Source organism: Microbacterium sp. JZ70 (assembly GCF_053903225.1).
In genome coordinates, this window is record NZ_CP096405.1 from 2,950,823 (window position 1) to 2,963,709 (window position 12,887).

A 12,887-nucleotide genomic window follows, 5' to 3' on the forward strand; every position below is an offset into this window, starting at 1 on the left:
TTATCGAAGCGCTTCGCTTGACCCTAGCGCGCCCCTTTCGCCCTTTCAACCCCGGGCCGACCGCACGGGCGCCGCCCCCGCGCTCAGGCGTCGAAGTCGGCGGCCGACACGACCGTGTCGGCCGCCGACGACACCTCGATCTCGATCTCGCGGCCGCTCCAGCGCAGCCGCATCCGGCCATCCCGCCCGGATCGCGCGCGCAGGCGCGCGGACACGAGACGGCCGTCCGCCCAGGCGATGTCGACGACGACGCCCGGCCGCGCGATGAGCCCCGCGACCCGGCCGGACGCGAGCGCCGTCGGCACGGCGGGCAGGAGGTCGATCCGCCCGCGATGGCTCTGCAGGAGGCACTCGGCGAACCCGCCTGTGAACCCGAGGTTCCCGTCGATCTGGAAGGGCGGGTGCGCCGCGAAGAGGTTCGCGTAGAGTCCGCCCGCCTCGCCGAAGCCGCTCCCGCGCGCGTCGCGGAAGAAGAGCCGCAGGAGATCCGCGACGCGGTCCGCGCGTCCGAGGCGCGCCCAGAGCGCCGTCTTCCACGCGAGCGACCAGCCGGTCGAGTCGAGCCCGCGGCGGTCGAGCGTCACGGCCGCCGCGCGCTCGAAGGCCTCGTCGGCCGCGTCGCCGGGATAGAGCGGGTAGAGATGGCTGACGTGGCGATGCTGCGGGTCGACCTCATCGACGACGGCGTCCCATTCGAGGACGCCCTCGTCGGTCGCACGCGACGAGACCTCGGGCAGCGCGTCGAGCGCGTCGCGGGCGGCGCCCACGAGCGGGTCGTCGTCGGGACCGAGCGTCACGACGGTGCCGAGCAGCTCGCGCGCGAGCGCGAGGTCCATCGTGCTCGTGGCGCCGACGCCGACCTCGTGGCCGCCCACCCGGAAGGTGTTCTCGGGGGATGTCGACGGCGCGGTCCCGAGGGAGCCGTCGGGCAGGCGGACGAGCCAGGCGAGGAGGAACTCCGCCGCGCCGCGGGCGAGCGGGCGGAGCGTGCCGTCGACGAAGCCGTCCGGCGCGGAGCCGAACGCGACGTGCTCGGACAGATGGCGGATGAGCCACGGTCCTGCGAACGGCCAGAACGCCCAGCAGGGAGAGCCGTGCCCCGCGCCCACCGTGGCGGTGAAGGCCCACGCGTCGCTGTTGTGGTGCGCCACCCATCCGGGCGCGCCGTAGTCGATCGCCGCCGTCCGCGCGCCGCGCTCGGCGAGGGCGCCGGCGAAGCGGATGAGCGGCTGTGCGGTCTCCGGAAGAGCGGTCACCTCGGCCGCCCAGCAGTTCATCTCGGTGTTGATGTTGAGCGTGTAGTTCGAGCTCCACGGCGGACGCATCTCGGCATTCCACAGACCCTGCAGGTTCGCCGGGAGCCGACCCGGCCGCGAGGACGAGATCAGCAGGTACCGGCCGTAGTCGAACAGCGTCGCGACGAGATCGGGATCCGCCGCGGCGACGTCGCCTGCGCTGCGCGCGCGCTCGAGACGCTCGGAGGTGGACGCGTCGGGAGCGCGCCCGAGGTCGATCCGCACGCGGTCGAAGAGCTCGGCGTGCGCGCGGACGTGCGCTGCCCGCAGGCGCTCGTACCCGCTCGCGAGGGCGGCCTCGACGCGCTCGTGCGCCCGGCGGAGCGCGTCATCGGGCGACGAGAGCTCGGCCGTGGGCCCCGCATACGTGGTCTCGATCGCGAGAGCGAACACGGTCCGCTCCCCCTCCTCCCGGCGGCGGACGACGACGGCGACCTCGACGGTGCGCTCGCCGTCGTCGGGCCACGTCGCGGCGGGGAGGTCGGGCTCGTGTCCGGGCGCGACGTCGAGGGGCGCCGCGAGAAGGGCCGCGAAGCCGTCGGCGAGGTCCTCGCGCGCCGTCTCGCGCAGGGGCGTCGAGAACGACAGCTCGATCGGCGCGGCGGCGCCGGACACCGCGTGGACGAGCACGTCGTCGGCCGCCGACACGAAGGTCTCCGCGGTCTGGTCGCCCGCGCGCAGCTCGTGGACGGCCGCGCCGAGGTCGAGGGCGCGGACGACGGGAGTGCGATCCGCGCCCGCGCGCGGGCCGACGACGAGCGACCCGACCGGCAGGAACGCCTGGCTGTAGCCCGACTGACGGCGCTGGAGCAGCTCCTCCGCCTCGCGCGGCCGGCCCTCGAGCACGGCGCGCCGCGCTTCGGCGAGCAGGCGCTGCGATTCCTCGGGCGCGAGCGGACGCTGCCGCTCGTCTCGCCACGGCGCTCCCGACCAGACGCTCTCCTCGTTGAGGTGCAGCACGGCCCGCGCGCCGCCTCCGCACATCGCGCCGATGCGGCCGTTGCCGAGAGGAAGGGCCTCGAGCCACTCGCGCGCCTCCCCCTCGAAGACGAGCCGCCGGCCACCGCGCCGGCGCGCGCGTCGGGAGGTCTCGTCGGGGTCGGTCGTGCGGTCGGGCGTCATCGCATCAGGGCACACGCGGACCACGATACGGTGCGCGCGGATGGTAGGAAACGAGCATGACCCACGCCGACGAGATCGTCTTCCTGCCCGCCCGCGCCGAGGCTCCCGAGAGCCGGCCGCTCATGCTCGTGCTGCCGGGAGGCGGCTACGCGCATCACGCCCCGCACGAGGCCGAGCCCGTCGCGGCGTGGCTGAACGACGCGGGACTGAACGCCGTGGTCTTCCGCTACCCGGTCGCGCCGCAGCGCCATCCCGAGCCCATCGTCGCGACCCGGTCGCTCCTGGCCGCCCTCCGCCGCGGCGAGCACGGGGCCTTCGACGTGTCGCGGATCGGCGTCCTCGGCTTCTCGGCGGGCGGCCACCTCGCGGCCACGCTCAGCAGCGCGCCCACGGCGGCGGAGCGCGCGGCGCACGACGTCGACGCGCGGCCCGACCTGGCCATCCTCTGCTATCCGGTCATCTCGATGACCGATCTCGTGCACCGGGGCTCCGTCGACGCGCTCCTCGGCCCCGACGCGCCCGTCGCCGCCCGTGCGGCGCTCGACGCCGACGCCCTCGTCGACGAGCGCACGCCGCCGACGTTCCTGTGGCACACGGCCGCCGACGAGGCGGTCCCGGTGACGCACGCGCTCGCCTACACCCGCGCGCTCGTCCGTCACGGCGTGCCCGCCGACCTGCACGTCTTCGCGGAGGGCGCGCACGGAAAGGGACTCGCAACCGGCCTCGGACCGCTCGAGGGATGGACACGCCTCGCGGTGGACTGGATCCGCGAGCAGGGTTGGTGATATGTTCATTTTCACAACATTTCACCGACGACGCTGAAGGCGGATCCTCATGTCGCTCACACCCACCAAGGACGACAAGTTCTCGTTCGGTCTCTGGACCATCGGCTACAACGGCACCGACCCGTTCGGCGGCCCGACCCGACCGGCGCTCGACGTCGTGCACGCGGTCGAGAAGCTCGCCGAGCTCGGCGCCTACGGCCTCACATTCCACGACGACGATCTGTTCGCGTTCGGCTCGACCGACGACGAGCGGCAGAAGCAGATCGACCGGCTCAAGGGCGCGCTCGCCGACACCGGCGTCGTCGTCCCGATGGTCACGACGAACCTGTTCAGCGCCCCCGTCTTCAAGGACGGCGGCTTCACCTCCAACGACCGCCAGGTGCGCCGCTTCGCGCTGCGCAAGGTGCTGCGGAACATCGACCTCGCCGCCGAGCTCGGCGCCAAGACCTTCGTCATGTGGGGCGGTCGCGAGGGAGCGGAGTACGACTCCGCGAAGGACATCCGCGCGGCTCTCGAGCGCTACCGCGAGGCGGTCAACCTCCTCGGCGACTACGTCACCGACAAGGGCTACGACATCCGGTTCGCGATCGAGCCGAAGCCGAACGAGCCGCGCGGCGACATCCTCCTCCCGACGCTCGGCCACGCGATCGCGTTCATCGACTCGCTCGAGCGCCCCGAGCTCGTGGGCCTCAACCCCGAGGTCGGCCACGAGCAGATGGCGGGACTGAACTTCGCGGCGGGCATCGCGCAGGCGCTGTACCACGGCAAGCTCTTCCACATCGATCTCAACGGCCAGCGCGGCATCAAGTACGACCAGGACCTCGTCTTCGGTCACGGCGACCTGCACAACGCGTTCGCGCTCGTCGACCTCCTCGAGAACGGCGGCCCCGGCGGCGTCCCCGCCTACGACGGCCCCCGCCACTTCGACTACAAGCCCAGCCGCACCGAGGACGAGACGGGCGTGTGGGACTCGGTCTCCGCGAACATGCGCACCTACCTCCTCCTCAAGGAGCGGGCGGCCGCCTTCCGCGCCGACCCCGAGGTGCAGGAGGCGCTCGCGAGCGCGAAGGTGCTCGAGCTCGGCCAGCCGACCCTGAGCGAGGGCGAGTCGTACGACGACCTCCTCGCCGACCGCTCGGCGTACGAGGACTTCGACGCCGACGCGTACCTGGGCGGCCACGGCTTCGGCTTCGTGCGGCTCCAGCAGCTCGCGACCGAGCACCTGCTCGGCGCCCGCTGAGGACGGCGCGGATGACTCTCGTCGCGGGCATCGACTCGTCCACGCAGAGCTGCAAGGTCGTCGTGCGCGATCTCGCCACCGGCGAGATCGCGCGCACGGGCCGCGCATCGCACCCCGACGGCTCCGAGGTCGACCCCCGGCGCTGGTGGGACGCGCTGCAGTCGGCGATCGCCGACGCCGGCGGGCTCTCCGACGTCGACGCGGTGTCGATCGCGGGGCAGCAGCACGGCATGGTCGCGCTCGACGCGCGCGGCGAGGTCATCCGCCCCGCCCTCCTCTGGAACGACACGCGCTCGGCCGATGCCGCGGCCGCGCTCACCGCGGAGGTCGGCGCCGAGGCCTTCGCGGAGCGCGCGGGGCTCGTCCCCGTGGCCTCCTTCACCGCGACGAAGCTGCGGTGGCTGGCGGACCATGAGCCGGAGAACGCCGCGCGCGTCGCGGCCGTCGCGCTTCCGCACGACTGGCTCACCTGGCGCCTGCGCGGCTTCGGACCCGACGGCGAGCGCGGCCCTGTGCTCGAGGAGCTCGTGACCGATCGCTCCGACGCGAGCGGGACGGCCTACTTCGACCCGTCGCGCGACGTCTACGACCGCGACCTGCTCGCACGCGCTCTGCGCCGCGACGCCGACGCGATCGTGCTCCCCCGCGTCCTCGCCCCCGCCGAGCACGTCGACGGCCCCGGGTTCGTCGTGGCGCCCGGTGCCGGCGACAACGCGGGCGCGGCGCTCGGCCTCGATGCCCGTGCGGGCGACATCGGGATCTCGATCGGCACGAGCGGCACCGTGTTCGCCGTGACGGATGTCGCGGTGCAGGACCGGACGGGAGCGGTCGCCGGGTTCGCGGATGCCGCAGGCGGCTTCCTGCCGATCGTCACGACCCTGAACGCGGCGCGCGTGCTCGACGCGACCGCGGCTCTTCTCGGCGCAGACCACGCTGAGCTCGCGCGGCTCGCCCTCGCCGCCGAGCCGGGAGCAGGCGGGCTCGTGCTGCAGCCCTGGTTCGAGGGCGAGCGCACTCCCAACCTGCCCGATGCGACAGCGACGCTCTTCGGCATGACCCTCGCCTCGACGACCCGCGAGAACCTCGCCAGGGCCGCGATCGAGGGCGTGCTGTGCGGGCTCGCGGAGGGTCTCGACGCGATCCGCGCCCACGGCGTCGCCGCCGAGCGCGTGCTCCTCGTGGGCGGAGCGGCGCAGAGCGCGGCCGTCCAGGCGATCGCGGCGCAGGTCTTCGATGCTCCCGTCGTCGTGCCCGAGCCGGGAGAGTACGTCGCGCTCGGCGCGGCGGCCCAGGCCGCGTGGGCGCTCACCGGCACGCGCCCGGAGTGGCCGCTGCAGATCGCCGCGACCCTCCCCGTCGACACGCGACCGGTCATCCGCGAGCAGTACGCCGCGCGCCGCTGACCCGGACGCAGAGGAGGGCCGCCGCCGGCAGTCGCCGGCGGCGGCCCTCCTCATTCGGGATCAGCGACCGGCGCGGAACGCGAACTCCCACGTCGACTCGACCTCGGGAGCGAGGGCGAACCACGCGTCGGGCACCGCGACGATCTCGACGGAGCCCTTCGCGCGATGGAAGCCGGGCGCGACCTCGGCGCCGTCGACGTAGTACGCGACGCCGTGCGCATCGGGGATCTCGTAGCCGTCGCGGCCTCGGCCCGCCTCGTCGACGAAGATCGGCGCCGGCGCGACGACCTCGCTCGTGTAGACGGGCACGTCGCCCCAGTCGATGTCGGAGGCGAGGCGGTAGCCCGTGTAGCTCGGCTGGTTGTACGCCGTGTTCTGCCGCGCCACCTCCGCACGGTACTGGGGCTCGTGCATGAGGGTGGTGAGCTTGCGGTCCGTCACCTCGGTGGAGAGGTGGATCCGGATCTCGGAGCTGTCCGCCGAGCGCACGAGGAGCTCCTCGCGCCAGTCGCCGAAGACGTCGGCGACGAGGGCGGGGTTGCCCTTCGTGCCGTTGTTCGAGCGCGTCCCCTCGGCCTCGAGAAGCACCTCGCCCGAGCCGTCGACGATCCGCACGTCCTCGTCGCCATAGCCCTCGACGATCTGCGTCGTCATGTCGGCCGCCCAGCGGATGGACTGGTTGGTGCCCAGCCCCTCGACCGGCGTGCCGGAACCGGGCGGCATCGACGCCCAGAACTCGAGCCCTGGCTGGTCGGGATCGACGTCGCCGACCATGCCGCGTCCCGTGTCGCGACCGGAGTACTCCCCCTCGAGCACCTCGCCGGTCGCGGCGTCGCGGAGCGCCCATCCGTAGGGTGCCCAGACGCCGCCCTCGTGCACCGTGAAGATTTCGAGGCCGCTGCGCTCGGGGAGGATGTCGGTCACGTGCATCGCGTCGCCGTGCCCGAGCCGCGCCGTCGTCCCTGGCGCGGCGCTTCCCTCGGGCATCTCGGCGAACGAGCTGTAGAGCAGCGACCCGTCATCGTCGATCGTCGCCGACCCGTACACGATCTCCTGCCTGCCGTCGCCGTCGACGTCGGCCGCCGAGAGCGAGTGGAATCCCTGGGTCGTGAGCGTGCCGAACTCGGGGTCCGTGCCGTCCACGCCGTGCGGCGAGGCGTTGAACGGGTTGGCCATGGGCGCGTGCCCGCTGTCGACGTACCAGCGCTCCGAGAGGCTCTCGCCGTCCCAGTCGTAGGCGACGAGCGTGGAGCGCGTGTAGTAGCCGCGGGCGAAGATCGCGGAGGGGTGCGCGCCGTCGAGGTACGCGACACCCGCGAGGAAGCGGTCGTTGCGGTTGCCCGGCTCGATCCGCGCCATGGCATAGTCGCCCCAGAGCAGGCCGTCGTCGCCACGGGCCGACTTGTAGTCCACCGTCTCGAGCTCGGCGCCGGTCAGCCCGTCGAACACCGTGAGGTACTCGGGGCCCGTCAGCACGAAGCCCTCGAACTTCCGCAGCTGGTTCCGCGCGGACCGCGACGGCGCATAGACGTCGATGAAGTGGTCGACGAGCGCGGTCGCGTCGGCCTCCGAGAGGGGGTAGTCGTAGCGCGGTTCGATCCCGAAGGCCTCCTCGAGCGTCGCGGGCCACTGACCGGACACGACCTCGTCGCGCTCGCTCCATCCGCGGAACACCTCCACGAGGTGCGCGCGGTAGTCCGCCGCCGACATCCGGTAGTCGTCCGCGTCCGTCACGCCGGCGGCCGCGTCATCGGCCGGGATCGTGACGTAGGCCGTCTGCCCCTGCGCGGTCACGCTCGTGCCCGGCGCGGTCTTCATCATGATCTCGGAGCGGCCGTCGCCGTCGAAGTCGTAGACCATGAACTGCGTGTAGTGCGCACCCGAGCGGATGTTCACGCCGAGGTCGATGCGGTGCAGCAGGGTGCCATCGGCCTCGTAGGTGTCGATGTACGTGTTCCCCGTGTAGCCGACCTGCGAGACATCCTTGGCGTTCGACGGATACCACTTCACGACGTACTCGTAATCGCCGTCGCCGTCCATGTCCCCCACCGACATGTCGTTCGCCGAGTAGGTGTACGCCTCGCCCGCGGGCGTCACGCCGTCAGCCGGCTTCTGCAGCGGCAGCGTCGCGGAGGCGCCGTTCCACGGTGCGGTGCTGTCGCTCGCCTCGAGCTCGACGCCGTTCACGATGGGAGCCACGCGGTAGGCGGAGGACGCCGTGCCCTCGGGATCGAGGAGGTTCGTGCTGTCCGTCACCGTCGCGATCCGCTCGCCGTCGCGGTAGACGGCGAAATCCGGTCCGGTCATCCCCGCCTCTCCTGCGCCCGAGGTCTCCTCGGCGAGGAGGCGCCAGCTGAGGAAGACGCCGTCGTCGGTGCGCGCGGCGACGAGGCCGCGGTCGAGCCGCTCGAGCTGCGGCACGGGCGGCTCTCGATCGTCGGCGTGCGCCGCGATGCCGGGCATCGCGGCGACCAGCGCTGCGGCCAGCGCGCCGACGCCGGCGCGCGCGGCCCAGCGGGCGGATGGTCGGGTCATGTCGGACTCCTCATCGTCGTCGATGGACGTGAAACGTTTCAGATTGGGAGAAAACGCTTTCCGCACATCAGACCGTAGCGGCGTGCGCGCCATCCGACAACCCCTCACCACCCGGGTGATGGGCACCCGGCGCGACCCACAGCCGACGCGGCTACGCTCGGAGGAGTCCCATCCGCGCCATCTGAGGAGCCGCCGTGCCCGAGACCCACGATGACGGCCGGGTCGCCGTCTACCTCGACTTCGACAACATCGTGATGTCGTGGTACGACCGGGTCCACGGGCGCAACTCCTACAGCCGAGACCGCGCACGGATCGCCGAGAACCCGCAGGATCCCGAGATCGCCGACCGGCTGTCCCGCGCAATGGTCGACGTGGGCGCGGTCATCGACTACTCGGCGTCGTACGGAACGCTCGTGCTCACACGCGCCTACGCCGACTGGTCGTCGCCCGTGAACGCCATCTACCGCCAGCAGCTCGTCGCGCGCGCGGTCGACCTCGTGCAGCTCTTCCCCGCCGCCGCGTACGCGAAGAACGGCGCGGACATCCGCCTCGCGGTCGACGCCGTCGAGGACATGTTCCGCCTCCCCGACCTCACGCACGTCGTGATCGTCGCGGGCGACTCCGACTACGTGCCGCTCGCGCAGCGCTGCCGGCGCCTCGGCCGCTACGTCGTCGGCGTGGGCGTCGCGGGCTCCACCGCGAAGTCCCTCGCCGCGGCGTGCGACGAGTTCGAGCCCTACGACTCGCTCCCCGGCGTGCAGCTGCCCGCGAAGCCCGCCGCCAGGGCGAAGACCGATGACAGGGGCGAGGCCGCCGACAAGGCGGAGGGCGCGAAGGACGCGACGAAGGCCGCCGGAGCCGAGGCGAAGGATGACGCCGAGCCGAAGGCGAAGCCGCGCACGCGCCGGGCGTCGAAGTCCAAGCCCGCCGAGGAGCCGGAGACGTTCCTCGCCTTCGACGAGACGCCGCCGGAGGACCTGCACGCGGCCGCGTCGCGCCTGCTGGAGCGGGCGCTGCGCGTCGGCCAGGGCAAGGGCGATGACGCGGGATGGCTGCACAGCTCGGCCGTGAAGCAGCACATCCGCCGCATGGACCCCTCGTTCAGCGAGAAGGCCCTCGGATACCGCTCGTTCTCCGACTTCCTCAAGTCGCGCGAGGACCTCGCGGAGCTCGAGGAGACGGGCCACGAGCGCCTCGTGCGGCTCAAGGCGTGATCGCCGACCTCTCCCCGATCGTCTGGGCGGCGCTCGCGATCGGCGCGCTCGTCGTCGGCCTGTCCAAGACCGCCGTGCCGGGCGGCGCGACGCTCTCGGTCGCCCTGTTCGCCGCGGTCCTGCCCGCCAAGGAGTCGACCGGAGCCCTGCTCATCCTCCTCATCGTGGGCGACATGTTCGCGCTGCTGTCGTACCGGCGGCACGCGGACTGGAAGGTCATCGTCCGGATGGCGCCCGCGGTCGTGCTCGGTCTCGTCGCAGGCTGGGCGTTCCTCGCCCTCGCCGACGACGCCTGGGTGCGGCGCGTCATCGGCGTCCTCCTGCTGCTCGTCGTCGCCGTGACGCTGTGGCGCCGATGGCTCCAGGCCCGGTCTGAGGCCGAGCCGGGAGCGCGGTCGGGCGCGGTCGCCGCGGCGACCTACGGCGCGCTCGGCGGATTCACGACCATGGTGGCGAACGCGGCGGGCCCCGTGATGTCGATGTACTTCCTCGCGGCGAAGTTCCCCGTGAAGGCGTTCCTCGGCACATCCGCCTGGTTCTTCGCGATCGTGAACATCGCGAAGCTGCCGTTCTCCGTCGGGCTCGGCATCATCACGCCCGGCTCGCTCCTGCTCGACCTCGTCCTCGTGCCGGCCGTCATCGTCGGAGCTCTCGTCGGCCGCCGCGTCGCGTCGCGGATGGACCAGCGCGTGTTCGATCGGCTCGTCATCGCCCTGACGATCGCGGGCGCGGTGTACCTGCTCGTCTGAGGCCGCGGCGGAGAATCGAAGCGCTTCGCCGGTTTCCGGCTAGAATCCGACGAGGAGTTCGCCGGGGCCGCCGCCCCCGAGGAGAGGCCGATCCGCGATGAAGCTCGACCCCGAAGGCAGGGCCCTGAGCGGCCTCTCGACGTTCCTCACGTTCGTCGGGCTCAACGTCGCGTACCTCGTGGCCTGCCTTCCCGTCGTGACGATCGGCGCCGCGACCTCCGCTCTCTTCGAGGTCGCGATGCGGTACTCGGACGACGAGCAGGGCCGCCCCCTCGCGGACTTCTTCCCGGCGCTCGCACGCGACGCCGCCCGCGGCACGGTCGTGCTCCTCGTCTTCGGCGTCCCGACCGCTGCGCTGGTCTTCAGCGGCGTGTTCTGGATGGCCCTCGGCAGCGTGCTCGGCTCGGTCGCGGGCATGCTCTCGTTCCTCGGCGCCGTGTGGCTCTTCGCGGCCTTCCTCTACGGCTGCGCGCTCGTGGCGCGCTATGCGCAGCCCCTGCGCCAGACCCTGCGCAGCGCGCTCCTCCTCCCGGCGGCGGAGCCGGCGCGCACCCTCCTCCTCCTCGCGCTCCCCGCGGGCTGCGCGAGCCTGGCCTTCGTGCTCCCGCCGTTCTGGATCATCCTGCTCACCATCGGGTTCTCCGTAGGCGCCTACGCAGCGGCCTTCGCGTTCCGCAGCGCCTTCGCACGGCACGACTGAGCGCCCTCGCCCAGCGCCGGAGGGGCCGGTCCCGCGCCATGCGCGGGACCGGCCCCTCCGGCGCGAGACGGTCAGCCGAACTGCTCGGCCACCGCGACGCGCGCGTCGTTCTGCGCCTCGGCCTTCTCCATGTCGAAGGCGAGCACCTTGTCGTAGCCGAGCCCCTCGACCGTGGTCTGCAGGTCGTCGAGCAGGGCGTCGAACTCCGCGTCGTCGCGGGCGAAGACCATCTGCCATGAGTACTGCACGATCTGCGCCTTGATCTGGTTGCGGAGCGTCTCGATCTCCGACGTGTCGGGGGGCGACGTGTACCCGCCGCCGGGGGCGACGAGGATCTGGTCGTGCGTCTCGAGGAAGTCCATCGTGGAGGTCGCGCCGTCCATGTGCGACGACCAGTCCTCGGTGAACGGGTTCGACTGGGTCTCCTGGAAGCTCGGCCAGAACGTGTAGCTGTACGGGAAGCCGGTGTCCGGGTCGACGTCGGCGGGGAGCACGACCGTGACGTTGAGCGCCGACACGCCGTCTCGGTAGGTGCCGCCGCCCCATTCCTCCGGAACAGCGGCCTCCCCGGTCAGGAGCGCCTCCATGCCGAACTCGGTGAGCTCGGGCTCGCCGTCCGCCCCGACCTCCCAGGTCAGGCCCTGCGGTCCGGCCGCGGCGCCCGTCTGGCTGCCGTTCACGTACGCGCCCTCTGTCGAGTAGAGCCAGTCGATGAAGGCCGCGATGCGCTCCGGATCCTCCGCGTCCGCGCCGATCGCGAGCACCTGCTTGCCGCCGTAGATCTCGGCGCCGTACGAGAAGATCTGCTGGTCCTGCATGTTCACCATGCCGAAGCCCTTGCCCTCGGCGGTGTTCTCCGGCGTGTTGAAGGCCGACTGGCCGAGCCACGGCCAGAACGAGAACAGCACCTGCCCGTTCTGGTACTTCGTGAACATCGTGTCGTAGTTCTGCGTGGTCGACTCGGGGTCGACCAGGCCGAGCTCGTTGGCCTCGTGGAAGAAGCGCAGCGAGCGCACGTACGCGGAGTCGTCGTCGATGATGCTCTGGTAGTCGGACCCGTCGGCCTTCGCCAGCGCGAAGCCCATCTCGTCGTACCCGTAGAACGTCGCCGGCTGCTTGGCGTTGTTCATGAAGTTGCCGTCCCAGTCCTTGAAGAGGGACAGCCCGTAGACGGGCTGGCCGTTCTCGGCGGTCGGATGCGCGGCCTGCATGTCGGCGAGGATCGGGAGGAGGTCCTCGAGCGTGCCGACCTCGGGGTAGCCGAGCTCCGCGTAGTAGTCCCACCGGACGTAGGGGCCGAAGGTCGGCTCGAGCCCCTCCGACGACTCTGTCGGAGGGATCGAGGAGACGCTCGTCGGGAAGGCGTAGACGCCGTCCTTGCCCTCGTTGAGCTTGTCGACCGCGGCGTCGAACCGGGGCGCGTGCTCCATCCGGTCGTAGTACCCGCCCGCGTCGAGCACGAGCCCGCCCTCGATGAGCTCGTCGAGCTTCTCCCCCTTGTCCGTGATGATGAGGTCGCCGAGATCGCCCGCCGAGACGCGGGTGTTGTAGAGCGTGTCGCCTCCGCCCGCGACGTTGGGGGCGATGATGTTGAGCTCCATGTTGAACTTGTCCTTGACGATCTTCGCGAACCATCCGCTCTGCACGCCCATGTAGTTCGCGAGGCCGTCGAAGACGTCGATCGTGATCGTCTCCTCCCAGGCCTCGGGGAAGCTCCCGCTGCCCGAGTCCTGCGCATCGGACGGCTGCTCGCCCGTGATGAGGGAGCAGCCCGCGAGCGACGCGACCGCGAGGGATCCGACCGCGACTCCCGCGGCCAGTCTGGTGAGCTTCATTGCCTGTCC

The 12,887-nt window shown here is 72.0% G+C and carries 9 protein-coding genes; 6 read left to right on the forward strand and 3 right to left on the reverse strand.

Translation table 11 applies throughout. From position 1 onward, the window contains the following. Positions 1 to 83: 83 nt before the first annotated feature. Positions 84 to 2,417 (reverse strand): glycosyl hydrolase family 95 catalytic domain-containing protein, encoded by a 2,334-nt coding sequence (locus M1D46_RS13625; RefSeq protein ID WP_456285817.1) that lies wholly within the window; start codon positions 2,415 to 2,417, stop codon positions 84 to 86. A gap of 56 nt (positions 2,418 to 2,473) precedes the next feature. Here M1D46_RS13625 and M1D46_RS13630 point away from each other — a divergent pair, with 56 nt between their 5' ends. From M1D46_RS13630 to xylB, 3 genes are read left to right on the forward strand one after another with little or no spacing between them, the layout of a single operon-like run. Next, positions 2,474 to 3,202: an alpha/beta hydrolase gene (locus tag M1D46_RS13630; protein ID WP_271172772.1), complete on the forward strand. Its 729-nt coding sequence runs from the start codon at positions 2,474 to 2,476 to the stop codon at positions 3,200 to 3,202. A 49-nt stretch (positions 3,203 to 3,251) separates the two neighbouring features. Continuing rightward, on the forward strand, positions 3,252 to 4,442 hold the full coding sequence (gene xylA, locus M1D46_RS13635; protein WP_282978627.1) for a xylose isomerase: 1,191 nt from the start codon (positions 3,252 to 3,254) through the stop codon (positions 4,440 to 4,442). An 11-nt stretch (positions 4,443 to 4,453) separates the two neighbouring features. After that, entirely contained in the window at positions 4,454 to 5,845 is a 1,392-nt protein-coding gene (xylB, locus tag M1D46_RS13640) for a xylulokinase (protein WP_456285818.1), read from the forward strand. A 60-nt stretch (positions 5,846 to 5,905) separates the two neighbouring features. Here the strand turns inward: xylB and M1D46_RS13645 are convergent, their stop codons facing one another. Continuing rightward, the gene (locus M1D46_RS13645) at positions 5,906 to 8,380 is read right to left on the reverse strand and encodes a rhamnogalacturonan lyase (protein ID WP_456285819.1); all 2,475 of its coding nucleotides are present in this window, start codon (positions 8,378 to 8,380) and stop codon (positions 5,906 to 5,908) included. Between the two features lie 194 nt (positions 8,381 to 8,574). On the opposite strand from M1D46_RS13645, the gene M1D46_RS13650 reads away from it, so the two are divergent. The 3 genes from M1D46_RS13650 (at position 8,575) to M1D46_RS13660 (ending at position 11,043) form a co-directional block, all read left to right on the forward strand. After that, positions 8,575 to 9,594, forward strand: coding sequence for an NYN domain-containing protein (locus M1D46_RS13650; RefSeq protein WP_456285820.1), 1,020 nt, complete (start codon positions 8,575 to 8,577; stop codon positions 9,592 to 9,594). Next, positions 9,594 to 10,343, forward strand: coding sequence for a sulfite exporter TauE/SafE family protein (locus M1D46_RS13655; protein ID WP_374727774.1), 750 nt, complete (start codon positions 9,594 to 9,596; stop codon positions 10,341 to 10,343). Before M1D46_RS13650 ends, M1D46_RS13655 begins: the two co-directional genes overlap by 1 nt. A 97-nt stretch (positions 10,344 to 10,440) precedes the next feature. Continuing rightward, positions 10,441 to 11,043, forward strand: a complete 603-nt coding sequence (locus M1D46_RS13660) for a DUF624 domain-containing protein (protein WP_324014309.1) — start codon at positions 10,441 to 10,443, stop codon at positions 11,041 to 11,043. 71 nt (positions 11,044 to 11,114) lie between these two features. Here M1D46_RS13660 and M1D46_RS13665 read toward each other — a convergent pair whose 3' ends face one another. Next, entirely contained in the window at positions 11,115 to 12,878 is a 1,764-nt protein-coding gene (locus tag M1D46_RS13665) for a type 2 periplasmic-binding domain-containing protein (RefSeq protein WP_324014308.1), read from the reverse strand. Between the last annotated feature and the right edge of the window lie 9 nt (positions 12,879 to 12,887).

Coding starts and splice junctions, on each gene's coding strand:
- M1D46_RS13630 (WP_271172772.1), top strand. CDS start 2,474: ATGACCCACGCCGACGAGATCGTCTTCCTGCCCGCCCGCGCCGAGGCT.
- xylA (WP_282978627.1), top strand. CDS start 3,252: ATGTCGCTCACACCCACCAAGGACGACAAGTTCTCGTTCGGTCTCTGG.
- xylB (WP_456285818.1), top strand. CDS start 4,454: ATGACTCTCGTCGCGGGCATCGACTCGTCCACGCAGAGCTGCAAGGTC.
- M1D46_RS13665 (WP_324014308.1), bottom strand. CDS start 12,878: ATGAAGCTCACCAGACTGGCCGCGGGAGTCGCGGTCGGATCCCTCGCG.
- M1D46_RS13625 (WP_456285817.1), bottom strand. CDS start 2,417: ATGACGCCCGACCGCACGACCGACCCCGACGAGACCTCCCGACGCGCG.
- M1D46_RS13660 (WP_324014309.1), top strand. CDS start 10,441: ATGAAGCTCGACCCCGAAGGCAGGGCCCTGAGCGGCCTCTCGACGTTC.
- M1D46_RS13645 (WP_456285819.1), bottom strand. CDS start 8,380: ATGACCCGACCATCCGCCCGCTGGGCCGCGCGCGCCGGCGTCGGCGCG.